At 70.0% G+C, this 22,947-nt stretch carries 21 protein-coding genes; 12 read left to right on the plus strand and 9 right to left on the minus strand.

What is annotated here, in order from left to right:
* Nucleotides 1–4 precede the first annotated feature (4 nt).
* The 4 genes from AU196_RS02070 (at nt 5) to AU196_RS02085 (ending at nt 6,631) form a co-directional block, all read left to right on the plus strand.
* Complete coding sequence (locus tag AU196_RS02070; RefSeq protein ID WP_197415681.1) at nt 5–1,540, plus strand: acyl-CoA carboxylase subunit beta; 1,536 nt, start codon at nt 5–7, stop codon at nt 1,538–1,540.
* A gap of 43 nt (nt 1,541–1,583) precedes the next feature.
* The gene (locus AU196_RS02075; protein WP_231737289.1) at nt 1,584–2,948 is read left to right on the plus strand and encodes an aldehyde dehydrogenase family protein; all 1,365 of its coding nucleotides are present in this window, start codon (nt 1,584–1,586) and stop codon (nt 2,946–2,948) included.
* 257 nt (nt 2,949–3,205) lie between these two features.
* Nucleotides 3,206–4,033, plus strand: a complete 828-nt coding sequence (locus AU196_RS02080) for a hypothetical protein (protein ID WP_059093565.1) — start codon at nt 3,206–3,208, stop codon at nt 4,031–4,033.
* Between the two features lie 39 nt (nt 4,034–4,072).
* The gene (locus AU196_RS02085; protein ID WP_231737304.1) at nt 4,073–6,631 is read left to right on the plus strand and encodes a zinc metalloprotease; all 2,559 of its coding nucleotides are present in this window, start codon (nt 4,073–4,075) and stop codon (nt 6,629–6,631) included.
* Between the two features lie 13 nt (nt 6,632–6,644).
* On the opposite strand, the gene AU196_RS02090 is transcribed toward AU196_RS02085, so the two are convergent.
* Nucleotides 6,645–6,866 carry a hypothetical protein gene (locus AU196_RS02090; RefSeq protein ID WP_059093430.1) on the minus strand — a complete coding sequence of 74 codons (222 nt, stop codon included), beginning with the start codon at nt 6,864–6,866 and terminating at the stop codon, nt 6,645–6,647.
* Between the two features lie 84 nt (nt 6,867–6,950).
* Here AU196_RS02090 and AU196_RS02095 point away from each other — a divergent pair, with 84 nt between their 5' ends.
* Nucleotides 6,951–7,733: a hypothetical protein gene (locus AU196_RS02095; RefSeq protein ID WP_059093431.1), complete on the plus strand. Its 783-nt coding sequence runs from the start codon at nt 6,951–6,953 to the stop codon at nt 7,731–7,733.
* A gap of 7 nt (nt 7,734–7,740) precedes the next feature.
* Here the strand turns inward: AU196_RS02095 and AU196_RS02100 are convergent, their stop codons facing one another.
* The gene (locus AU196_RS02100) at nt 7,741–8,187 is read right to left on the minus strand and encodes an MOSC domain-containing protein (protein ID WP_059093432.1); all 447 of its coding nucleotides are present in this window, start codon (nt 8,185–8,187) and stop codon (nt 7,741–7,743) included.
* Between the two features lie 59 nt (nt 8,188–8,246).
* Between AU196_RS02100 and AU196_RS02105 the strand changes: the two genes are divergently transcribed.
* Nucleotides 8,247–9,287, plus strand: coding sequence for an NADP-dependent oxidoreductase (locus AU196_RS02105; RefSeq protein WP_157545970.1), 1,041 nt, complete (start codon nt 8,247–8,249; stop codon nt 9,285–9,287).
* Nucleotides 9,288–9,315: 28 nt separating this feature from the next.
* Here the strand turns inward: AU196_RS02105 and AU196_RS02110 are convergent, their stop codons facing one another.
* Together AU196_RS02110 and AU196_RS02115 are read right to left on the minus strand one after the other, a co-directional pair.
* Entirely contained in the window at nt 9,316–10,419 is a 1,104-nt protein-coding gene (locus tag AU196_RS02110; RefSeq protein WP_059093433.1) for a spore photoproduct lyase family protein, read from the minus strand.
* Nucleotides 10,420–10,465: 46 nt separating this feature from the next.
* Nucleotides 10,466–10,714 carry a DUF6480 family protein gene (locus AU196_RS02115; RefSeq protein ID WP_059093434.1) on the minus strand — a complete coding sequence of 83 codons (249 nt, stop codon included), beginning with the start codon at nt 10,712–10,714 and terminating at the stop codon, nt 10,466–10,468.
* Nucleotides 10,715–10,938: 224 nt separating this feature from the next.
* On the opposite strand from AU196_RS02115, the gene ripD reads away from it, so the two are divergent.
* Nucleotides 10,939–11,553: an NlpC/P60 family peptidoglycan-binding protein RipD gene (gene ripD / locus AU196_RS02120; RefSeq protein WP_059093435.1), complete on the plus strand. Its 615-nt coding sequence runs from the start codon at nt 10,939–10,941 to the stop codon at nt 11,551–11,553.
* A gap of 11 nt (nt 11,554–11,564) precedes the next feature.
* On the opposite strand, the gene AU196_RS02125 is transcribed toward ripD, so the two are convergent.
* The gene (locus AU196_RS02125; protein WP_059093436.1) at nt 11,565–13,610 is read right to left on the minus strand and encodes a glycoside hydrolase family 183 protein; all 2,046 of its coding nucleotides are present in this window, start codon (nt 13,608–13,610) and stop codon (nt 11,565–11,567) included.
* Between the two features lie 144 nt (nt 13,611–13,754).
* Between AU196_RS02125 and AU196_RS02130 the strand changes: the two genes are divergently transcribed.
* From AU196_RS02130 to AU196_RS02145, 4 genes are all read left to right on the plus strand, one after another.
* Nucleotides 13,755–14,396 (plus strand): TetR/AcrR family transcriptional regulator, encoded by a 642-nt coding sequence (locus AU196_RS02130; RefSeq protein ID WP_059093437.1) that lies wholly within the window; start codon nt 13,755–13,757, stop codon nt 14,394–14,396.
* Nucleotides 14,383–15,468, plus strand: coding sequence for a DUF1214 domain-containing protein (locus tag AU196_RS02135; RefSeq protein ID WP_059093438.1), 1,086 nt, complete (start codon nt 14,383–14,385; stop codon nt 15,466–15,468). The genes AU196_RS02130 and AU196_RS02135 overlap by 14 nt, the downstream gene beginning before the upstream one ends.
* Nucleotides 15,465–16,712: a sulfotransferase family protein gene (locus AU196_RS02140; protein WP_059093439.1), complete on the plus strand. Its 1,248-nt coding sequence runs from the start codon at nt 15,465–15,467 to the stop codon at nt 16,710–16,712. Before AU196_RS02135 ends, AU196_RS02140 begins: the two co-directional genes overlap by 4 nt.
* Nucleotides 16,713–16,775: 63 nt before the next feature.
* Nucleotides 16,776–17,780, plus strand: coding sequence for a DUF808 domain-containing protein (locus tag AU196_RS02145; RefSeq protein ID WP_059093440.1), 1,005 nt, complete (start codon nt 16,776–16,778; stop codon nt 17,778–17,780).
* A 145-nt stretch (nt 17,781–17,925) separates the two neighbouring features.
* On the opposite strand, the gene AU196_RS02150 is transcribed toward AU196_RS02145, so the two are convergent.
* Entirely contained in the window at nt 17,926–19,491 is a 1,566-nt protein-coding gene (locus AU196_RS02150; protein WP_059093441.1) for a class I adenylate-forming enzyme family protein, read from the minus strand.
* Nucleotides 19,492–19,572: 81 nt separating this feature from the next.
* Between AU196_RS02150 and AU196_RS02155 the strand changes: the two genes are divergently transcribed.
* A complete protein-coding gene (locus tag AU196_RS02155; protein ID WP_059093442.1) occupies nt 19,573–20,685 on the plus strand; it encodes a spore photoproduct lyase family protein in 1,113 nt (370 codons plus the stop codon).
* A gap of 9 nt (nt 20,686–20,694) precedes the next feature.
* On the opposite strand, the gene AU196_RS02160 is transcribed toward AU196_RS02155, so the two are convergent.
* Genes AU196_RS02160 through AU196_RS02170 form a run of 3 tightly spaced genes read right to left on the minus strand, consistent with a single transcriptional unit; the run spans nt 20,695 to nt 22,943 of the window.
* Complete coding sequence (locus tag AU196_RS02160) at nt 20,695–21,468, minus strand: enoyl-CoA hydratase/isomerase family protein (RefSeq protein ID WP_059093443.1); 774 nt, start codon at nt 21,466–21,468, stop codon at nt 20,695–20,697.
* 32 nt (nt 21,469–21,500) lie between these two features.
* Nucleotides 21,501–21,863 (minus strand): RNA-binding S4 domain-containing protein, encoded by a 363-nt coding sequence (locus tag AU196_RS02165; RefSeq protein ID WP_059093444.1) that lies wholly within the window; start codon nt 21,861–21,863, stop codon nt 21,501–21,503.
* Between the two features lie 9 nt (nt 21,864–21,872).
* A complete protein-coding gene (locus AU196_RS02170; RefSeq protein ID WP_059093445.1) occupies nt 21,873–22,943 on the minus strand; it encodes an aldo/keto reductase in 1,071 nt (356 codons plus the stop codon).
* Nucleotides 22,944–22,947: the final 4 nt, after the last annotated feature.

Raw genomic sequence — 22,947 nt, forward strand, 5'->3', positions numbered from 1 at the left:
CGCGGTGCCGCGGGCGGACCATGCCGAGTTGGTGCGCCGCCGCGCGCTGACCGACGACGCCGCGCGCCCAGAGGCGGTCGCCCGCAGGCACGATGCGGGTGGGCGCACCGCGCGGGAGAACATCGCCGACCTGGTCGACGAGGGCTCCTTCATCGAGTACGGCCGGTTCGCGATCGCCGCTCAGCGCGCGCGCCGCGACCTCGACGACCTGATCGCCCGCACTCCCGCCGACGGTCTGGTCGCCGGGACGGCGCGCATCGACGGTGCCCCGTGTGCGGTCCTGTCGTACGACTACACCGTGCTGGCCGGCACCCAGGGGGCGCTGGGGCACCGCAAGAAGGACCGGCTCTTCGACCTGATCGAGCGGATGCGGCTGCCCACGGTGTTCTTCGCCGAAGGCGGCGGCGGCCGCCCCGGGGACACCGATCATCCCGTGGTGTCCTCGCTCGACGTCCGCGCGTTCAAGCTGTGGGCCGGCCTGTCGGGGCTCGTCCCGCGGATCGCGGTGGTCAAGGGGAGGTGTTTCGCGGGCAACGCGGTCATCGCGGGTTGCGCAGATCTGATCCTCGCGACGTCGGACACCTCCATCGGCATGGGTGGTCCGGCCATGATCGCCGGCGGCGGCCTCGGAGACGTTCCTCCCGACGCGGTCGGCCCCATCTCCACGCAGGCCCCCAACGGGGTGGTCGACGTGGTGGTGGACGACGAGGCGCAGGCCGTCGCCGTGGCCAGGACGCTGATCGGCTACTTCCGGGGACCCGCCGCAGCGGGTGAGGCGCCCGACCAGAGTGTCTTGCGCACAGCGGTTCCCGAGCGTGCACGCCGGGCCTACGATGTCACACCGATCATCCGGACACTGGCCGACGACGGTTCGGCCACGTTCCTTCGTGAGCGTTTCGCCAGGGAGATGGTGACCGCGCTGATCCGCATCGAGGGCCGGCCCGTCGGTGTGCTGGCCAACGACACCCGCCACATGGCCGGTGCCATCACCGCGGCGGCGTCGGACAAGGCGGCGCGCTTCCTGCAGCTCTGCGACGCCTTCGACATCCCGGTGCTGTCGCTGGTCGACTGCCCCGGCTACATGGTGGGTCCGGCCGCCGAGGCAGAAGCGTTGGTACGCAGGGGTTCTCGACTCCTCGTCGCCGGCGCGGCGCTGCGGGTGCCACTGATCGCGGTGGTGCTGCGCCGCGGCTACGGCCTGGGTGCGCAGGCAATGACGGGCGGCGGCCTGCACGAACCGTTGCTGACGGTCGCGTGGCCCGGTGCTCACCTGGGTCCGATGGGGCTCGAAGGCGCCGTGCGGCTGGGTCTGCGCAAGGAACTCGAGGCGATCGCCGACGAGGCCGAACGCGAGGAGGCGGTGCGTCGCGCCACCGCCGCGGCACAGGACAACGCGAAGGCGCTCAACGCTGCCGCGGTGTTCGAGATCGACGACGTGATCGACCCTGCGGAGACCCGCGGGCTGATCGCCGGGACACTGGCCGCCGCATCGGCCGCGCCGCCCGAGAGGCACCGGCGGCGGTTCGTCGACACCTGGTGATCGATCGTGGTTGACCGGCGCCGCCCGGGGTAACTCCAACGCCGTGCCACAGACCACCGAACTGACCGTCACCGATCCCCGCACCGGCGAGACCGTCAGCCGGGTGCCCGTCACCGACGCCGCGGCCTGCGCCGAGGCGATCAAACGGGCGAGGGCGGCAGGGGCCGCCTGGGCCCGCACACCCGCCGCGGAGCGGGCCGCGGCACTGACGGCCGCGGCCACCGCCGTTCGGGAGGCCGCCGACGAACTGGCCGAACTCAACGAACGGGAAACGGGGAAGCTGCGCGACGATTCCCTCGGCGGTGTCGAGGCGGGTGCGGGCACGCTGGTGCAGTACGCCGAGCTCGGCCCCCTGCACCGCGGCCGCAGCCTGCACGGTCAGTGGACGGCGACCGACCTGATGGTCCCCGAACCGCGCGGTGTCGTCGCGGTCCTCACCCCGTGGAACGATCCGGTCGCCGTGGCGGCCGGTCTGCTGGGCGCCGCGCTGGTGAGCGGGAACACCGTGGTGCACAAGCCCAGTGAGCGTTGCCCCGGGACCGGTAGGCGGTTCGCCCAACTGCTCGCCGCGCACCTGCCCGACGGCGTGCTCGAGATCGTCGACGGCGACGGATCGGTGGGCGCCATGCTGGCGGGGGCCGAGGAGGTCGACGTCGTCGCGCACGTGGGCAGCAGTGCCACGGGCCGTGCCATCGCGCGGGCCTGCGCGGACCGCGGTGCGAAGGTGATCCTCGAGAACGGCGGCAACGACGCGCTGATCGTCGATGCCGACGTGCCACCGCGGTGGGCGGCGCACCAGGCGGCGATGGGCGCGTTCGCCAACGCCGGACAGATCTGCGTGTCGGTGGAGCGCATCTATGTCGTCGACGCGGTCGCGGACGCATTCGTCGACGCCCTGGTCGACGAGGCGCGCGACTGGGCCGACCGCATCGGCCCCCTCGTCGACGAGCGACAGCGTGACACCGTGCACCAGCACGTCACCGACGCCGTCGGCGCGGGCGCGCAGGTGCGCACCGGTGGCGAACCGGCGGCGGGCCCGGGGTCGTTCTACCCACCGACCGTGCTCACCGGCTGCACCCCCGACATGCTGGTGATGCGGGAGGAGACGTTCGGCCCGGTGGCGCCCGTACGCGTCGTTCCCGATTTCGACACCGCGCTCGATGAGGCCGCCACGGATCGGTACGGGCTGGCGGCGACGGTGCTGACCAACGACATGGCCCACGCCCAGCAGGCCTGGCGATCGCTTCCGGTCGGCACCGTGAAGATCAACGCCGCCTTCGGCGGTGCGCCCGGCGGCGCCTCGGAGCCGCGCCGCGCCAGCGGCAGCGGTTTCGGTTTCGGGCCCGAACTGCTCGACGAGATGACGGCGATGAAGGTGGTGCACTGGTCGCCCGCGCCCTCGGACTGACCGCCCGCTCGCAGATCGTGACAGCAAACCCACTTGACTGGGCACGGACCGCCATAACCCCGCTGACCTGCGTGATCCAGCCCATTTTTCGACGTTGGAGTTAATTAGACTTCTGCTGTTTTCGCTGATCAAGGCGGGTGCCGAAAAAAATTGTGTATTGATCATGGCGCAGGCGGGGTACTCGGCTCGACACCACAGCCGGGCGTTTGTGGCTCGGTAGCAATGCTGACGAATCGAGCGGACGGAAGGTGAACGACATGACCACCGAAGGACTGACCCCCGAGGAGCTCTCCGCCGAGAGCGCCATCGCACTGCCCGACAAGGAAGTGGTGTCGATCCTCGACCTGAACGCCGATGTGGACGTCGCCATCGACGCGGCCTCCCCGATCGACCTCTCTGCGGCGGCGAACCTCAACGTCGCGGCGCCGATCGACGCCGCCGCCGGCGCGAACGTGCTCTCCTACGGTTCGGGCGCGCAGGCGGTCAGCGACCAGGGCACGATGCTCACCCAGAACCTCGACGCGGACGCCTACGCCACGTCCAACCAGGTCAGCGGGATCGACCAGGGTGGTATGGACACCGACGGCGACGAGGTGCCGACCGACGGCACCGGTACCGACACGGGTACCGGCGGAACCGGAACCGACACCGCGGTCGAAGCCGACCCGGCTGCTCTGCTCGACGGCAACCTGCTCAACGTCAACGTCAACGTCGACCTCGACGCTGACCTGGCCGCTCCGATCAGCGGCGCTGTGGCCGCCAACGCCAACGTCGCGGCGCCGATCAACGCCGGTGTGGCCGCCAACATCGGGTCGGTCGATTCGGATGCGATCTCGGTCGCGACCCAGGACGCGATCATCACCCAGAACCTCACCGGTGAGGCCGTCGCGACGTCGAATCAGGATTCCGAGATCTCGCAGGGTGACGGGGACACCGACACCGGAACCGACACCGGTACGGCCGACGCCGGAACCGAGTCGAGCACCAGTGGCACGAGCAGCACCTCCGGCACGGACTCCGGCGGCTCGAGCGATTCCGGCACCTCCAGCTCCGGCGGGGACAGCGGGGGTTCGACCGCGGCCTGAGCCGCCTGAGACGCGAGGGGAAGCACTCCTGTGACCACGATGGGCGCCGAGCCGACGCAGGCCGGACTGCAGCGCGCCGACGGTGTCGAGCTGATCGGGGAGATGGTGGGATCCGGTTACCGGGTCCCACCCTCCCTGGTCCGCCGCGCCGACGGCCAGACAGTCCAGCTGACGCCGCTGCTCTATGCCGTGCTGCGCGCCATCGACGGTCACCGGACCGCGGCCGAGGTGGCACAGGAGGTCTCGGAAACGACCGGCCGCACCGTCAGCGCGGACAACGTCGACCACCTCGTTGCCAAACAGCTCCGGCCGCTCGGTCTGCTGGTGCGGGCGGACGGCGCCCAGCCCGAGCTCAAGAAGCAGAATCCGTTGTTGGGGTTGCGGTTCCGATATGCCGTGACCGACCCCGACCGCACCCGGCGGGTGACCGACCCGTTCCGGGCGCTCTTCAGACCGTGGGTGGTCGTCCCGGCGCTCGCGGCGTTCGCCGCCGTGTGCTGGTGGGTGTTCTTCGAGAAGGGCCTCGCGTCGGCGGCCCACGACGCCTTCGAGCGGCCGGGGCTGCTGATCCTGGTCTTCGTCGTCACCATTGTGTCGGCGGGCTTCCACGAGTTCGGTCACGCCGCCGCGGCACGCTACGGCGGAGCGACCCCGGGCGTCATGGGTTTCGGCGTCTACCTGGTCTGGCCGGCGTTCTACACCGACGTCACCGATTCCTACCGGCTGGGCCGCGCCGGCCGAATCCGCACCGACCTCGGCGGCCTGTACTTCAACGCGCTCGTCGCGGTCGCGATCACCGGACTGTGGCTGTGGATCGGTTACGACGCACTGCTCCTGATCGTCGCCACGCAGATCCTGCAGATGCTGCGCCAGCTCGCGCCGCTGGTGCGGTTCGACGGCTACCACGTGCTCGCCGACGTGACCGGGGTGCCCGATCTGTACTCGCGCATCAAACCGACACTGCTGGGCGCGCTGCCGTGGCGGTGGGGTGATCCGCACGCCCGCCTCCTGAAGCCGTGGGCACGCATCGTCGTGACGCTCTGGGTGGTCCTCGTGGTGCCGCTTCTGCTCGCCACCCTGGTGCTCGCGGTGTGGACGCTGCCGCGCCTGGTGGGCACCGCGTGGGCGAGCCTGAACAAACAGCAGGACGTGCTGCTGACCGCATGGGCCGACGGCGACATGATCCAGGCGGTCGCCCGGGTGCTGGCGATGATCGCGATCGTCATCCCGGTCGCGGGCGTCACGTACATGCTGGTGCGGTTCGTTCGCCGCACCGCCGCGGGCGTGTGGAAGGGCACCGACGGTAAACCGGTCATGCGGATGCTCGCGACGGTCGCCGGTGCGGCGATCTGCGCGGGTGTCGCCTATGCGTGGTGGCCGGACGAGGCGACCTACCGGCCGATCCAGCCATGGGAGCGCGGGACGATCGGAGACATCGTCTATGCGCTGAAGTCCAACGATCTGTCCGGGTCCGGGCCCGTTCGGCGCGAGGCCGACCCACAGCTCGTCTCGGCGCCCACGTTCGTCACCGGTCAGCAGGGCGTGTTGCAGGCGGTGTGGGACACCGACGTCGCGATGCCGACGCAGCAGTCACCGCAGCTGGCTCTGATCATGGTGCCCCGCCAGGAGACCGACTACACCGGCAGCAGCGGCAGCGCGGGCATCTCGGGCGGGGGTGCCGTGCCAGCGGGGAGCGCCGCCGCCCCCGACGACGGATGGGTCTTCCCGGTCGACCGGCCGCTCGCCCCGGAACCGGGGGACAACCAGGCGCTCGCCGTCAACACCACGGACGGAACCGCCGTCTACGAAGCGGCTTTCGCGATGGTCTATGTCACCGACAACAGCGATGCGATGAACGTCAACGAGGCGCAGGCGTACGCGTCGTGCGATTCGTGCGCCGCGGTCGCCGTGGCCTATCAGGTCGTGTTCGTCATCGACAGCGACCCCGCCGACGACAACGTGGTGGCGCCCCAGAACCTGGCCGGCGCGCTGAACTACGAGTGCGCGAATTGCCTGACCTACGCCCTGGCCCGGCAGGTCTTCATCACCCTCGACGAACCGCTGTCGGAGGAGGCGACGAAGGAACTCGACGCGGTGTGGGCCGAGCTGGCCCAGTTCGAGAAGGACATCGAGGCCGGCAAGGTGCCTCCCGATCAGATCGAGGCGCGCCTCGACGGCTACACGACCCGGATCATGGCGATCGTCGAGAAGGATCAGCCGGGAACGATTCCGACGACCTCGGGCACGTCCACGCCGCCGACCACGAGCACGAGCGTCGCGACGTCCACGACCGTCGCCCCGACGACGTCCGCGGTCGCGCCGACGACCTTCGGGACCACATCGGCACCGGCACCGTCGACGGCGGCCACGGCGGTGCAGAGCCCGACCGCCACGCAGTCCGCGACGGCGAGTTCGGCGGCGCCCACCACCGCGGCGGAGTCCCCGAGCAGCGCACCGTCGACCGCCGAGGAGTCCACCTCCGACACGACCGTCGGCGACACCACCACCGGCGACACGACGGGCACCACCTCGGGCGACACGTCGACAGGCACGTCGACCGACACCGGCACCTCCGACGGAACGGCCACCACACCCTGACCGGGGCGCCGGGTCAGTCCTCGTCGTGCCGGCCGAGTGCCGCGCGGATCATCGGGAGGAACCACCCGGACAGCGGCCAGACCGCGGCGAGCGCCACCGCGCACAACACGCTCACGGTGTTGAAGACGAGGCGGTCGCGCCGGCCGCGGTTGTCGTCGCCGAACTGCCGCCGCAGAAGCACCACGGTGGTCAGCAACCATCCGCCCAAGTACAGGGCGATGAGCAGATACCTCATCACCCGCCGTTGTACCACCGCATCGGACAACTCGCCCCCACGAGTTGCCGTCGGTCTCACGGTAAGCCCATAGACTGACCGCCCGTGGGCATCGTCTTGGGTTTCGCGCCGTGGGTTGTGTACTGGATCCTGATGGGCAACGTGCCGTTCCTCGTGGCGGCCGTGGCGGCTCTGGTGGTCGCCGTCGCCGCGTTGATGCTCGGCCCCGCGCGGCACGCCCCCGGCCGGACGCTGGACATCGGTGCGGTGGCCACCTTCGCCGTCCTGACCGTGCTCACGCTCGTGCTGAGCGATTCGTTCGCGGAGCGCTGGTTCGCGCCGCTGAGCTTCGTGGGGATCTTCGTCACCGCGCTGGTGGGCGTGCTGATCAAACGTCCCTTCGTGCGCGAGTTCGCCGCGGCGGGGCAACCCAAGGAGATCATCGACACCGACCTGTTCGAGCAGATCACCGTACGACTCACCTGGATCTGGGTGGGTGTGTTCGCGGCCATGGCGGTGTCGTCGGCGGTGCCGCCGCTGATCCGCAGCGACGCGTCGATCCTTGACACCGACACCCCGGTGACGTTCGTCTTCTACTGGCTCATCCCGTTCCTCCTCGTCGCCGCCGGCGCGCTCGCCTCGCGCGTGCTGCCGGAGCGGATGACCGCCGGTGCGGGCGACATCACGAGGAAGACGACGTTCGTGGCCTACAGCGAGGCGGCGATCGACGAGTTGTATTACCTGGCCCAGGAACACGTCAACCGCGAGGTCGGTCCCGGACACGAGGCCTACGACGTGCGCGTCGGCGGTAAGGGCACCCCGCTGGTGGGCGACGAGTCCCGGCAGTCGTGGCCCGCGACGTACCGGGTGCGCGAACGGCGCCGCTGAACGGGCTTCAGTCCGCGGCAGGCGGGGCGGCGATGACCACCGGATCGCCGATGCGGATCGTGCCCGAGCGCAGGATCCGGCACGCCGAGCCCGCGCGCCCGCGCAGCGCCGCGGCCGCGCCGGCGCCGATGTCGTCGTCGAGCAACCGGCACGGCGCGAGGATGCGCACCACTTCGAGCTCGACCTCGCCGATGGTCACCCGGGTGCCGGGCCGGGTGGGGATGGCGCCGGCGTCGACGGTGATGTTCCGCCGGGTCGCCCCGTAGTCGACGTCGCGTCCGAGGTCGCGGGCGGCGAGGTCGACGAGTTCCGCGGACTGGATGGAGACGTGTCGGTGCCGGGTGCCGTGGTAGCGGTCACCGACCAGTCCCTTACCCGCCTCGGCGACGAGCTCATCGACCGCCCGGACGGGCAGCCGACGGGCTTTGGCGGTGTGCAGGGCGACCACGTTCACCGCCGCGATTGTACGGAGTCTCGGCCCGAAACCCGGTGCGGTGCCGTAGGTTCGGGCACGTGCCGGACCTGATGAACCGCCAGATCGTGTTGCGCCGCCGCCCGGTGGGCCCGGTCGAACCCGGCGACACCGAGCTGATCGAGTCGCCGGCGCCGGAGCCCGCCGACGGCGAGGCGCTGTTGCGCACCACATACGTGGGCATCGACGCGGCGATCCGCACGTGGCTCAACGACCAGCGCGGCTACCTGCCCCCGGTGGGACTCGGTGAGGTCATCCGCGCGGCGGGTATCGGGGAGGTCGTGAAGTCCCGGTGTGACGCCTTCACCGTCGGCGACGTCGTCACGACGCTGTCCGGGTTCCAGGAGTACGTGATTATCCGCGACGATCTGTTCAGTACGCCGATCCCGGGGCGGGAGAAGGTGGATCAGCGGGCGGTGATGTCGGTGTACGGGCCGACCGGCGCGACCGCGTACTTCGGGATGACCGACATCGGGCGGCCGCGACCGGGGGAGACCGTCGTGGTGTCGGCGGCGGCGGGCGCGACCGGTTCGGTGGCGGGTCAGATCGCCAAGATCGCCGGTGCGCGCGTGGTGGGCATCGCCGGGGGTCCGCACAAGTGTCGCGCGGTGGTCGAGGACTTCGGGTTCGACGCGTGCATCGACTACCGCGGCGAGGATCTGGCCGCGGCCCTGCGGGAGCACTGCCCGAAGGGCGTCGACGTGTACTTCGACAACGTCGGCGGCTCCGTCCTCGACGCGGTGCTCGGAAGGCTGGCCCGGAACGCCCGCGTGGTGCTGTGCGGGGTGATCTCGAGCTATCTCACCGGGGAACACCCCGGTCCGGCCAACTACGTCAACCTGCTGTCGCGGACCGCTCTCATGCAGGGGTTCAACGCACTCGACCAGTGGGGTCGGTTCGAGGAGGCGTTCGCCGCGCTGCACCGGTGGGACGAGCAGGGGCTGCTCGTCCACCGCGAGCACGTCGTCGACGGGATCGGCGCGTGCGTGGCCGCGCTCAACGGGCTGTTCGCCGGGGCCAACATCGGCAAGATGCTCGTCAAGGTCGGGGAACCGACCGTGGCTGTCGACGAAAAGAGTTGACCGACAAACCTTTCCGCGAGCGAGCCGGTCAGGTCCAGTACAGCGTCCGCGCGGCCGGCAGCGTCTCGGCGAGCTCGGATTCGAACCACGACCGCAGTTCGGCCATGACGTCCTTCGGGTAGACGTACTTCGCCGAACCGTACTTGCCGAACTTGCGCGTCCGGGCCGCCTCGTCCATGTCCAGCTTGGTGCGCGGATACCAGCCGGTCAGCACCTCTTTGCTGCTCGCGGTGAACCGGTGGGTGATGCACTCGACGGTGAGGTCGAGGTCGTCGATGTCGCCGACGGCGTGCGCCACGTCGCGCAGCAGCGCGCCGTACTGCTCGCGCCACTGCGGGACCGGCATGATCGGCGCGATGGTAAGGCCGACGCGGTATCCGGCCTGTGCGAGCGCCCGCAGTGCGGCCACACGTTGCGGTGATCGCGCCGTCCCGCCCTCGAAGCGGCCGGCGATCTCGTCGGCGTTGACCGACACCCGGACCCGGGTGCGGCGGGCGTGCGGCAGGTCGAGCAGCGGGCCCACGTTGTCGTATTTCGTGGTGAAGCGCAGTCCGACCGGCCCGGACCAGTCGTGGGTGCCGACGTGGGCGATCGTCGCCGACAGCGAACCGGTCAGGTGTTCGAGCGCCAACGGGTCGGTGTAGCAGGACGCCTCGAACGTGGTGCCCTCGCCGGACCGTTCCGCCGATGACGATGTGATGGTGCCGCGCCCGACGTGGTCGTCCATCTCGGCGAGGATGTCGGGCAGGTTCGCATACACCCGGGTGATGGGCGGACCGGCCAGCGACCCGGCGAGGTAGCAGTACTGGCAGTGCCCGGGGCAGCCCTGCGCCAGATCGATGCGCCAGTCGGCGCTCGGGGGAATCGGCTGGAGGCGACGCTTGCTCGGCGGGGCGACCACCACGGCGAGAGTCCGCTTGGCCAGCGCGTACGCGGCGCGGTCGGTGTCGGCGCCGAGAGAGGGCAGGCGGTCACCGGGCAGCACGGTGATGTCCTCGACCCCGGCGGCCTCGCACCGTGCGATGATCTCGGCGCCGTGGGGGAGGTCGGCGGCCGAACGGGTCACCAGCACCCGGGCGGGCGTCCACAGCGTCGGGGTCCGGGGGGTCGCAGCAGCAGTCGTCGACGTCATCGTCTGTGGTTCAACACCGGCGTATGTACTGCGATTCCTGCCCGGATCAGTCGATGACGCCGGTCATGTTGAGCACCATCACGACCGCGATGGCCAGGAAGATCAGCGCGAACACCGCGACCGCGACGATCGTGGTGACCGACCCCGCGGTGACGCGGTGCCGGGGATTCTCCTCGACCTTCCCGACGCCCGACACCTGATCCGAGTCGGGCGGCGTCGCTCCCGGCGTCACCCCGCCGCCGGGTTCGAGGTCCGGCGTCTGCGCCGGATCCGGGTCTGGCGGTATCGCTGTCATCGGTGCGTTCGGCTCCCGTCATCGGTTCGTCGTCGGCCACCGCGTACCCCGTCTCCACCGGCTCACACGCCTCGACCCCGCTCGGTCACCGTTGTGTCTCACTCCTGCATCTCTTCGCCCCGGTGAGCGGTCGGAGATGGAACGAAGCGTGTTACTAGAGGTACAAGTGATGCTGGTGGGAATTGCCCACCGTCGGGTCGAATCGGTCGAGAGGTGAATGTGAGATGAGGCGCATCTACGCCGTCGTCATCTGTGTCGCGCTGTCGTTGGCGACTGCGGGCACCGCGAACGCGGAACTCTTCCCGCTTCCGACCCGCAACCAACAAGCCGTCGACCTGGTGGTCGCCCGTGCGCTGTCACAGCGTGGCGTCCCGTTCGCCTACGGCGGCGGCAACACCGCGGGTCCGACGCTGGGCAACCCGGCGGGACCCAGCGCTCCCGCGCCGGCCGCGCCACCGCCGGGGCTGATCCCGGTCGACGGCACCACCGGTGCCATCCCGATCGCCGGCCTGCCCGGTGCGGCGCCGGCCCTCACCCTGCCCGAGCCGCCGAAGCCCCAGGTCGTCGGTTTCGACGCCTCGGGTCTCATGGTCTACGCCTTCGCCGGCGCCGGGCTCAAGATCCCGCGGACCTCCCGCGACCAGTACCTGGCCGGCCGCAAGGTGCTGCCGTCGCAGGCGCTGCCCGGCGACCTGATCTTCTACGGGCCCAACGGAACCCAGAGCGTCGCGATGTTCATCGGCGGCGGCCGGATGGTCGAGGCCACCACCCCCGTCGTGCAGGTCTCGCCGGTGCGCACCAACAACATGGCGCCGTATCTGGTGCGCTACATCGACTGAAACAGCAGAGCTCAGACGTACACCGCTTTGAGCGGTGACAGGTCGGTCTGCATCAGCACGACGTTGTAGTCACCCCACAGCGACATGTTCCAGTACAGGTTGTTCAGGTCGGGCTCGTTGTTCTCGTCCTTGAGATCGCCTGTCCCCGACCAGGGATGGATCATCGGCGCGTACAGGCCCGGATACTGCTTCGAGGTCGCGACGGTGACCGGTGCCGACCACGGACCCTCCGGACTGTCCGCGGTCCGCAGACGGATGTTGTTGTCGCCGTCGCCGTAGAGCACGATGTACTTGCCCAGGTATTCGTTGTACTGGACCGACATCTCGCTGACGTTGCCACCGGTCTTGGCGCCGAACAGCCCGCCGAGGTAGCCGCCGAACACGTTGGGATCGTTGGCCCAGTCGACGACGAAGCCGAACAGTCCGGTGGACCGCTTCGAGTCACCGATGATCGGCGCGGCGACCGCCGGCCGGTTGCGGACCCACTTCGACCCGTCCCAGTACTCGTACTTCGACAGATCGGTCACCGAACCCTCGGCCACCCGGGAGACGTAAGCCGATCCGGCCCGGCCCGACGGGGTGCCGAACGCGTAGAGGTAGCGGACGCCGTCCTCGCCGACCTGCTCCTCGGGTTGCAGGACGTAGGCCGCCTGCTGGAAGTTCTGACTGCCCGGGACGTAGCGCGTGGCCGACCGGAACCAGCCCGCGGAGCGGATCGTCGACGGTGCCAGGACCCACGTGTCGGTGAGCGGGTCGTACACGGAGACGGCCGAGTAGTTGGTGGTCCAACGGCCCGGGGTATCCCAGGATTTCACCGACATGAAGTTCACGAACTGCCTGCCGTCGATCTGGATGCCGGAGGTCGGGATCTGGGTCACCTCCGAGCCGAAGAGCCCGAGCCGGCCGCGGAAGGGGCCGATGAACCGTCCGGCATATCCGGTCTGGACCAGTTGCAGACCGTCGGTCAGGTTCTGGTCGGTGCTGACCAGCAGCACGTTGGACCGCCAGTCCCCGGTCATGGTCGCATTCTTGAACGTATCGCCGAACGCGACGTGCACGAAGCGCTCACCCAGCCGGACACCGCCGTCCCACATGATGCCCAGGTCGGTGCCACCGATCCCGAAGTTGTTGGGCACCTTGCCCGTCACCCAGCCCTTGTTCACGGACGGCAGCGTGGTGGGGTAGGGGGTGACCGCGGCGGCGGCGACGATGGTCGACTGCGCGGGAGCGGTGATGACCGGTCGAGTGAACGCGCGCTCGAACTCCCGCCGCGCCGAGGCCAGCAGCGCCCACAACGCCGGCGGGGGCGCGGGCGCGGCCGGGAGGTTGGCGATCAGCGGCGCCAGACCGACGGCGGCGAGCAGTGCGGAGAACGCCTTGGGCAGGTCCGGCGGGGCCGACGGCAGCGGCGGCGGCGACGGCGCGGCGGCCCTCGCGGACACCGGGGCGGCAGCGGTGCGCGGCGAGTCGGTGCGCAGGACGTCGTCGGCCGGATCAGCCTCGAGCGGTGGGAGGACCGCGGGCTCCGTGCCCGGTTCGACCGGGGTCTCGACGGCCGGGGGCCGCTCGAGGTCCTCGGTCTCGGTCACGGCGGTGGTCTCGTCGGCCGGTTCGACCGCCGGTTCGTCGTCCCGGTCCGACGACGAGGCGGGCCGGCTCGTGCCGGATGCGGTCCCGGTCTCGTCGGTGGGCTCGTCCTCGACCGTGTCCTCGTCGACCTCGTGCTCGTCCTCGACCGTGTCCTCGTCCTCGTCCTCGGCGCTGTCCTCGTCCGGCGCCGCCTCGTCCTCGAGAGCGGAGTCGTCGTCGGCGGTCTCCTCGCCCTCGTCGTCGTCCGTGGCCGCCTCCTGGTCGCGCTCGGACGCCGGGGAAGGCGAATCCGCCGCCGGGGACGACTCCCCGGACGGCGACGACGAGGATTCCGACGACGAGGTCGACCCACCCGGGTCCGCCGCGGCGACACCGTTGCCGAGTGTCACGGCGGCGCCCACGCCCAAAGCGACGGCGAGAGCGCCGATCCGGCCCACGTGTGCGGCAGCGCTCGTCTTGGATCTCATCGACCGAATCCCCTTGTCGTCGGCGGCGTCAATTCCGATTGATCATCGCCGCTGCGCACCGGAGTGTTTCACTTCTCAAATTTCCGGGACCCCGGCTTCCGCGTTCCGGACATATTTACGTGACACCGTGTAACGATTTGCGCTGTGGGAGACCCCAAGGGCGCCGTTGCGGCGGCCACCCCTTCGCGCGGGCGCCGCCGTGACCCGCGCACCCGGTCGGACATCCTCGAGGCCACACGGCGGATCCTGGCTCGAGACGGCTACGACCAGGTGACCGTCGACGCCGTGGCGCGGGAGGCCGGTGTCAGCCGGCCCACCGTCTACCGCCGTTGGCCGTCAAAAGCCCACATCGTCTTCGATGCCGCCTTCCAGACCGACTCGTCGGACGAGATCTTCACCCGCACCGGCGATTTCGTCGCCGACCTGCGCCGGTTCCTGCGGGCCGTGGTCGAGTTCTGGCGCGAACCCGTGGTCTACGCCGCCGCTCTGGGAATCCTCGCCGAACGCCACGGGTCTCCCGAGTTGCGGATCAAGGCCCAGCAACTGCTCGACGAGGCGACCCAGGACCGGTTCACCGCGCTGGTCCGCGACGGTGTCCGTCAGGGCGCCGTCGCCGCGGGCATGGACGCGGAATCGTTGTACGACACCGTGATCGGCAGCACCTTCTACGCCGTGTACGTCCGGGACATCAGCGACTCCGGCATCGACGCATTCGTCGCCCATCTCTGCTTCCTGGTCACCCAGGGAGCACCCGACAGAGAAGAGAACCGAGATGACCCAGGCTGATCGACGCCACCCCGACCTGTCGACGGCGTTCGGGGAACTGCTCGACGAACTGCGTGCCGTCGAGGACAAGTTGCTCACAACGGATCCACCACTCGACGACGCCGACCTGCTCGACGGCTACCGACTCACCTTCAGCCTCCTGCGGGTGGCGGTCGACGCCTACGTCTGGGGCGACAAGGACAACCCCCGGTTCGTCGACGTGATCGGGCCCTACCTCAAGTGGGGCGGCGACAACTCCGACGCGTTCTATCAGATCGCGCCCGTCGACCCCCGCCGCACCTACCGGGTGCGCGGCAACCGTGGTGACGCGGTATACCTGTCGATCACCGTGTACGGCGGCCCGGACGACGGCCGGTACAGCAACCGGATCGTCGGCACGCTCAACGACCGCGACCTGGAGTTCGACGCCGACGGCAACTTCGAGTTCACGATGAGCCCGCAACCGCAGCCGGGCACATGGCTCAAACTCGACGACGATGCGGTGACCGCGCTGACGCGCGACTATCTCACCGCGCCGCAGACCGGGCGGCGCACGCAGTGGACGATCCAGAGCATCGATCCGCCCGCCCGGCGCCTCGACGACGCCGAGGATCTGACGCGGCGAATGCGCGCCGCCCGCACCTGGATTCGGGAACAGTGTTCGTTCCTGCCGACGCGGATCGAGCCGCCGAACGAGATCCTCGAGCCGTTCCCCGTGCCGCAGCACGCCTACGGCTGGTCGGCGGCCGACGCGGCCTACGCCATGGGAGCCTACGAGCTGGGACCCGATCAGGCGCTCGTCGTGGAGGGCACGTCACCGCAGTGCGTGTTCTGGAATCTGTGCCTGTGGAACCCGTTCCTGCACACCTACGACTACACCTACGAACGGGTCACCCTCAACGGCGCGCAACTCACCTACGAACCGGACGGGTCGTGGCAGATCGTGATCGCCGACCGCGATCCCGGACACCCGAACTGGGTGTCGACCGCGGGGCGGCGTACCGGGTTGATCTGGCTGCGCTGGTTCCTGCCCGAGGAGACACCGGCGCGGCCGCGGTGCCGGGTGGTCGACCTCGCGGAGATCTCGAGATGACCGCCCGCGTCGCGCGTCCGGCGCCGATCGCGCTGGACGACCTCGCCGCTCCCGTCTATCCGGAGGCGGCACGGCCGATGCGGGAGGGGTTGGCCGCCTACGGCGCCGCCCTCGACCTGTCCCCGGAGGCGCTGCAGGCGACGGCAGTGGACCGCTCGGGTCTGACCGACTTCGGCGACCTCGGGTTCCGCGACCGGCTGCAGGTGCTGTGCGCGTCGCTGAACTCCGAGGCGTCGCTGTCCGACGTCGGCCGCGCACTGGCTTTCGAGCAGTTGGCGCAGCACCTGGTGAACCGGCTGCGGCTGCAGGACCTGATCACGCGGAACCCCGAGATCCTCGACGTCCGCATCGAACGGCCGATCATCATCTGCGGCCTGCCCCGCACGGGGACCACCCACCTGCACAACATGATCGCCGCCGACCCGGCGATCCGGTACCTGCCCTACTGGGAGAGCCTCGAACCCGTGCCCCCGCCGGGGGAGGGCCCGCAGGGCAGGCGGGAGCGGTGCGCGGCCGGCCTCGAACTGGTCCACACGGTGATGCCGGAATTCCGGCGGATGCACGACATGACCGTCGACCACGCCCACGAAGAGATCCAGCTGCTGGCCAACGACATCGGCGGCATGCTGTTCGAGACGACCTTTCACGTCCCGCGCTTCGCCGACCACTACAAGGCGCACGACCAGTCGCCGTCCTACGCCCACCTCCGGCGCACCCTGCAGGCCCTGCAGTGGCAGGGCGGCGGGACCCGGTGGGTGCTCAAGTCCCCGCAACACCTCGAACAGTTCCCGACGCTGGCGGCGACGTTCCCCGACGCGACTTTCGTTCTGACGCACCGTGATCCGACCGAGGTCATCCAGTCGATGGCGACGATGATCTGCTACGCCGCACGCATGTCGTGCGAGCGTCCGGACCCGGTGGCGCTCACCCGGTACTGGGTCGAGCGGTCGGCGGACCTGCTCACCGCCTGTGTGCGCGACCGCGACGCGCTACCCGCCGAGCGGTCCGTCGACATCCGGTTCGACGACTTCATGGCCGACGAGGAGGCCACGCTGGCATTGATCTACGAACGCGCCGGCCAGCCGTTCGACGATCGTGCCCGGGGCGCGATGGCCCGGTTTCGGGCCGATCACCCACGCGGCATGCACGGCGGCGTCCTCCACCGCCCGGCCGACCTCGGCCTCGACGTCGACGAGGTGGCCCGTCGGCTGGGCGACTACCGCCGGCGTTTCGTCGCCGCCTGACGCGGAACCGCGGAGGAGTCGGACCGGGTTCTGCGGGTACCCTCGCGCCATGGAGGAGATGCGATGAGCGCGGGGCTGTTCGGACTGCTCGACGACGTCGCGGTGCTCGCGCGCATGGCCGCGGCATCGGTGGACGACATCGGTGCTGCCGCCGGCCGTGCCACGGCCAAGGCCGCGGGCGTCGTCGTCGACGACACCGCGGTCACCCCGCAGTACGTGCACGGGATCGCCGCCGAGCGGGAACTGCCCATCATCAAGCGCATCGCGATCGGCTCGCTCCGCAACAAGCTGGTGTTCATCCTGCCGGCGGCGTTGCTGCTCAGCCAGTTCGTGCCGTGGCTGCTCACCCCCATCCTGATGCTGGGCGCCACCTATCTGTGCTTCGAGGGAGCCGAGAAGGTGTGGGGGCGCATCCGCGGTCACGACACCCATGCCGTCCCGGTGACCGAGGCGGGGGAGGACGCCGAGAAGTACATGGTCACCGGCGCCATCCGCACCGACTTCATCCTGTCCGCCGAGATCATGGTGATCGCGCTCAACGAGGTGGCCTCCGAGTCCTTCTGGCCGCGGCTGATCATCCTGGTGGTCGTCGCGCTGGTGATCACCGCCGCGGTGTACGGCGTGGTGGCGGGCATCGTCAAGATGGACGACATCGGGCTGCGGCTCACGCAACGCACGTCGCGGATCGCGCAGTCGGTGGGGCGCGGCCTGGTCGCCGGGATGCCCAAGCTGCTCGCCGCCCTGTCGCTGATCGGCACGGTCGCGATGCTCTGGGTCGGCGGCCACATCCTGCTCGTCGGCACCGACGAGTTGGGATGGCACACCCTGTACGGGCTGGTGCACCACGCCGAGGAGTCCGTGCACCATGCCACCGGTGTGGCCGGCGGTGTGCTGGCCTGGCTGGTCAACACCGCGGCATCGGCGGTGATCGGCCTGATCGTCGGCGCCGTGGTGGTGGCCGTCGTGCACGTCCTGCCGTTCGGCCGCAAGCATTCTGACGCCGACTCCCACGCCGGGTCCCCGGCCGACTCCCACGCCGACCCGAAGCCGGAGCCCGCGGGCGATTGACCGCGCCGCACATCGGGTAGCCAGCCACCGTGACCGCACCTGACATGCCTGAAGCCGGGGACCACGTCGACGCCACCGAAGACGACGGGTCCGCCGAGTTCCAGCCCGAAGACGGGGGAGCGGCCCCGCCCGCACCGCACGAGCGCTAGGCGGGTCCCGGTGTCACCGAGGCCGGCGCGCCCTCGCTGAGCATCTCCTTGACCGCCCTGCGGTTGAGCTTGCCGCTCGCCAGGACGGGCAGTTGGTCGGCCGTGACGACAGCCCAGCGGGTGGGCACCTTGTACGACGAGAGCTCAGCGCGCACCCGGGCCGACAGGTCGGCGACATCGATGCCGTCTCGCGCGGGGACGACGGCCGCGCACACCTGTTCGCCCCGTTCGGGGTCGTCGACACCGACGACCACGCACTGCGCCACATCGGGGAACTGCTCGACGACCGCCTCCACTTCCAGGGGCGAGACGTTCGCGCCTGAGGCCTTGATCAGCTCGCTGGTCCGGCCGACGTAGAACAGGCGCGGGTCTCCGTTTCTGCGGTAGACCCGGTCGCCGGTGTGGTACCAGCCGTCGGCGTCGAAGGTCTCCGCGCGTTCGCGTTTGTTGTAGCCGGCCATCACGCCGACGCCCCGGACGAGGAGTTCGCCGACGGTGCCGTCGTCAACCGGCCGACCCTCGTCGTCGACGATCGTCATCTCGGTGAACGCGAACCCCCCTGCGGTCTCCGACATCGTCCGGTGGACGGGGTAGCCGTCCGGGACGTCGACCATCGCGATGTCGAGGGGACCGTCGCGCAGCATCGGTGCGCTGCGCAGGTCCCGGGTGGCGAAGGAGGGGTGGTCGCGCAACCGCTGCGTGAACGCCGGCCATCCGACCAGCCCGGTCGCCCGTTCGCGCTCGATCAGGTCGAGCGCGGTCTCCGCGTCGAGACGTGGCAACACCAGCACGGTGACCGGTTCGTGCAGCGCACCGGTCGCCGCCAGCAGGCCACCGATCCAGAAGAACGGCATGGCGCACAGGATGCGCACGGCCCCTTCGGATTTGGTGACAGCGCGCACCGCGGCCGGCCACCCGGACGTCTGCCGGACCACGGTGCCGTGGGTGTGCAGCACACCCTTCGGGTCGGCCGTCGATCCAGAGGTGTGCACCATCACCGCCAGGTCCGCCGGCGACACCTCGTCCTCGACGGCGGCCAGTACCTCCCGGGGCACCTGCGCCTCCGGCGCGACGCCGTGAGCGCTCACCCACGAGCGATCGGTCCCGCCGGTCAGCACGATAGTGCGCAGGTAGGGCGCCTGCGTCAGCGCGAGCCGGCCGGCCGGCTGACCGGACAGCGCCGGGAAGGCGGCCTCGAATCGGTCGGCGACGTCGGTGCCGAGAACCTCCGACGGGCCGACCACCATCGCGACGTCGGCCAGCCGCACCACCTTGGCCAGTTCGGCCGGGGTGTACATCGTGCTCAGCGGCACGGCCAGCGCCCCGATGCGCGAGACCGCCAGCCACCACACGATCCACTCCACCCCGTTGGGGAAGAACAGGCCCACCCGCACGCCCTTGCCGATGCCCTGATGGAGCAATCGGCGGGCGATATCCGCCGAGCGCTGCTCGGCGTCACGGTAGGTGAGCCGCCCGGTCGGGCTGACCACGTAGGTCTGGTCACCGAAATCGCGGACGCTCTGCGCCAGCAGAGCCGGGATCGTGGGACGCGGCGGGATCATCTGCCGATCCTCTCCGATCAAGTCGCCCAGGTCACACGCGGGCGGAGGAACAGCGGCTGTCACACACACGTTGAACGGGCCATGACGTCCCTTCTGGGCGGCGGCGACCCTGCCCACCGGACGCCGGCCGACCTGTCCGACCGGCTCCTCGACATCAGGCGCATCTATCACGAGCCCGACATCGAGCGGTTCCCGCGTGCCCGCGCGGTGTTGGAGCGCTACCCCGACGCCGAGCGCATCGAGGTGCTCTCCCATCAGGCGATCCCGGGGTTGTACGGCAACGAAGGCAATGTCGAGGACTGGGTGCGCAACAAGCGCGAGGTGCTCGTCCTCGGTGAGAAGAAGAGCCTCAGCGCCCGCCGCAACGAACGGTCCAGCGACTGGATCGCGCCGTCGACCGCCAACGGGTGCGCGATGGCGTGCTCCTACTGCTACGTCCCGCGGCGCAAGGGGTACGCGAATCCGATCACCGTGTTCGCCAACATCGAGAAGATCACCGGTTACCTCGAGCGGCACGCCGCCCGCCAGGGCGTCAAACCCGAACCCAACCAGTGCGATCCGGTCGACTGGGTGTACGACATCGGCGAGAACAGCGACTGTTCGGCCGATGCGCTGGTGTCCGACAACGTGCGCGACCTGGTTGACCTGTTCGGACGGATTCCCAACGCCAAGGCCAGTTTCGCGACCAAACTCGTCAACCGCGACCTGCTGACCTACGAGCCCCGCGGCGGCACCCGGGTGCGCTTCAGCCTGATGCCTGCCGAGACCTCACGTCAGGTCGACGTCCGGACCTCGAAGATCGCCGACCGCATCGCGGCGATCGACGATTTCGTCGAGGCCGGCTACGAGGTGCACCTGAACTTCAGCCCGGTGATCGTGCACGAGAACTGGCTGGCCGACTGGGCGGATCTGCTCGATCAGATCGCCGACCAGACCACCGATCGCACCAAACGGCAGTTGGCGGCGGAGATCATCTTCCTGACGCACAACGAGGGGCTGCACGACGTGAATCTCGGCTGGCACCCGAAGGGGGAGGAGCTGCTGTGGCGGCCCGACCTCCAGCAGCTCAAACGCAGCCAGAGCGGCCAGTGGAACGTCCGCTACAAGAGCCCGTGGAAGGGCAGGTGGGTGCAGGAGCTCACCGACCTGATCGGCGACCGACTGCCGGACTGCCGGATCCGCTACGCGTTCTGAGCCTTGGCGTCAGCGGGCTCGCCACCGGGGCTTGCGCTTGTCGCGCCACGCCTGGATGCCTTCGCCCACGTCCTCGGTGGCCGCGGCGACCTTGCGCATGGTCTCCCCGAACCGGACGGCCTCGATCCACCCCATGTTCGCGGTGCGCCACGCCACCTCCTTGGTCGCCCGCTGAGCCAGCGGCGCCGCCTCGGTCAGGGTGCGGGCCCAGGCCTGCGCCTCGGATTGCAGGTCGGCCGGCTCGACCAGCCGCCAGACGAGCCCGATCTCCTTGGCCCGCTGCGCGGTCATCGGTTTACCCGTGAGCAGGAGCTCCATCGCATCGGCCCAGCGCACCCGCTCGGGCAGCCGGATCGCACCGACGATGGTCGGCACCCCGAGCGACACCTCGGGAAATGAGAACGTCGCGTCGGTGCTCGCGATCACGAAGTCGCAGAACAACACTCCGGTCACGCCGTAGCCGACGCACGGCCCGTGCACGGCCGCGATCGTCGGCTTGAACAACTCCATCCCGCTTTCGAAGGAGTTGATCGTCGGCTTCTCCCAGAACGTTCCGGCGAAGGTGCCCACGGACCCTTCGCCGTCCTTGAGGTCACCTCCCGCGCAGAAGACGTCTCCGTTCGCGGTGAGGATGCCGACCCAGGCGTCCTCGTCCTCCCGGAACCGGTTCCAGGCGGCGTTGAGGTCTTCGCGCAGCGCTCCGTTGATGGCGTTGCGGGCCTCGGGCCGGTTCAGCGTGATGGTGGCGACGTGGTCGGCGACGTCATAGGTGACGAGGGTCATGCCTGCACCCTAGTTTCCGACCGAGCGCGCGCTCACTGTCCCGAGAGCCACCTGTCGAGCCTGCGGCGGTCCCGTTTCGTCGGCCGTCCCGCGCCGCGGTCGCGGACCGCCACCGGGACCTCGGTGGTCCGCGGCACGGGCGGCGACCGGTCCAGGTAGCAGGTCACCGCGTCGGCGGCGCCCACCCGCTTCTGGATCACCCGCACGACCTCGACGATCCGCGTCCGGTCACCGACCAGCGCACGCACCTGGTCGCCGGGAGCCACCGTCGTCGACGGTTTCGCGGGCCGGTCGTTGACCCGGACGTGCCCGCCCCGGCACGCCGCCGCGGCGTCCGGCCGCGTCTTGGTCAGCCGGACCGCCCAGAGCCAGCGGTCTATGCGGGTCGAATCCATGCCAGCCCGCTAGACATCGGAGCTCTCCCGCCAGAGGTCGATCCCGGATTCGGTGGCGTACCGGTCGATCTCGGCCAATTCGTCCGCCGTGAAGTCGAGGTTGTCGAGCGCTCCGAGGTTCTCCTCCAACTGCGCGACGCTCGACGCGCCGACGAGGGTCGACGCGACGGTGGGGTCGCGCAGCACCCACGCCAGCGCGAGTTGGGCCAGCGTCTGCCCACGGCGCTCGGCGATGCCGGCGAGGCCGCGCAACTGCTCGCGCACCTGGTCGGTGACCAGCTCGTCGTCGAAGGAGGGGCGGCTCGTGGCGCGGTCGACGTCGGCGGGCGGCGCCTGCAGGTAGCGGTCGGTGAGCAGGCCCTGCGCCAACGCGGTGAACGCGATCGCACCCATCCCCGCCTTGCCGAGTTGCGCGGTGAGGTCACCTTCGATCCACCGGTTCAACAGCGAGTACGACGGCTGGTGGATCACCAGGGGAGTGCCGAGACGTTGCGCGATCGCGGCCGCTTCGGCGGTCTTGGCGGCCGAGTACGACGAGATGCCGACATAGCGGGTCTTGCCTGCGCGCACCGCGGTGTCGAGTGCGCCGATGGTCTCGTCGAGCGGGGTCGTCGGATCGATGCGGTGCGAGTAGAAGATGTCGACGTGGTCGAGGCCGAGACGATCGAGCGATTCGTCGAGGCTGGCGAGCAGGTAGGCCCGCCCGCCCAGCTGACCGTACGGCCCCGGCCACATGTCCCAGCCGGCCTTCGTGGAGATGATGAGCTCGTTGCGGTACGGCTTGAAGTCCTGGCGCAGCATGCGACCGAAGTTCTCCTCGGCCGACCCGTACGGCGGGCCGTAGTTGTTGGCGAGGTCGAAATGGGTGATGCCGCGGTCGAACGCGTACCGCAACACCTCGCGTTGCACGTCGAAGGGCCGGTTGTCGCCGAAGTTGTACCAGAGGCCCAGCGAGATCGCCGGCAGCAGCAGCCCGGAGGTGCCCACCCGCCGGTACGGCATCGTGGCGTACCGGTCCCGCCTGGCCACCCAGGGGTCGTGGGTGAAGGGGACGTCACCGATAAGCAGGTCGTCGGCCATGTCG

The organism is Mycobacterium sp. IS-1742 (assembly GCF_001500125.1).
In the GTDB taxonomy this organism is placed as follows: Bacteria; Actinomycetota; Actinomycetes; order Mycobacteriales; family Mycobacteriaceae; genus Mycobacterium.

Bases quoted from the DNA above. Each gene is read 5' to 3' on its own strand.
- AU196_RS02165 (WP_059093444.1), bottom strand. From the start codon at position 21,863: ATGGATTCGACCCGCATAGACCGCTGGCTCTGGGCGGTCCGGCTGACC.
- AU196_RS02110 (WP_059093433.1), bottom strand. From the start codon at position 10,419: ATGACGTCGACGACTGCTGCTGCGACCCCCCGGACCCCGACGCTGTGG.
- AU196_RS02135 (WP_059093438.1), top strand. From the start codon at position 14,383: ATGACCCAGGCTGATCGACGCCACCCCGACCTGTCGACGGCGTTCGGG.
- AU196_RS02170 (WP_059093445.1), bottom strand. From the start codon at position 22,943: ATGGCCGACGACCTGCTTATCGGTGACGTCCCCTTCACCCACGACCCC.
- AU196_RS02080 (WP_059093565.1), top strand. From the start codon at position 3,206: ATGACCACCGAAGGACTGACCCCCGAGGAGCTCTCCGCCGAGAGCGCC.
- AU196_RS02085 (WP_231737304.1), top strand. From the start codon at position 4,073: ATGGGCGCCGAGCCGACGCAGGCCGGACTGCAGCGCGCCGACGGTGTC.
- AU196_RS02145 (WP_059093440.1), top strand. From the start codon at position 16,776: ATGAGCGCGGGGCTGTTCGGACTGCTCGACGACGTCGCGGTGCTCGCG.
- AU196_RS02115 (WP_059093434.1), bottom strand. From the start codon at position 10,714: ATGACAGCGATACCGCCAGACCCGGATCCGGCGCAGACGCCGGACCTC.
- AU196_RS02160 (WP_059093443.1), bottom strand. From the start codon at position 21,468: ATGACCCTCGTCACCTATGACGTCGCCGACCACGTCGCCACCATCACG.
- AU196_RS02140 (WP_059093439.1), top strand. From the start codon at position 15,465: ATGACCGCCCGCGTCGCGCGTCCGGCGCCGATCGCGCTGGACGACCTC.
- AU196_RS02155 (WP_059093442.1), top strand. From the start codon at position 19,573: ATGACGTCCCTTCTGGGCGGCGGCGACCCTGCCCACCGGACGCCGGCC.
- AU196_RS02150 (WP_059093441.1), bottom strand. From the start codon at position 19,491: ATGATCCCGCCGCGTCCCACGATCCCGGCTCTGCTGGCGCAGAGCGTC.
- AU196_RS02090 (WP_059093430.1), bottom strand. From the start codon at position 6,866: ATGAGGTATCTGCTCATCGCCCTGTACTTGGGCGGATGGTTGCTGACC.
- ripD (WP_059093435.1), top strand. From the start codon at position 10,939: ATGAGGCGCATCTACGCCGTCGTCATCTGTGTCGCGCTGTCGTTGGCG.
- AU196_RS02125 (WP_059093436.1), bottom strand. From the start codon at position 13,610: ATGAGATCCAAGACGAGCGCTGCCGCACACGTGGGCCGGATCGGCGCT.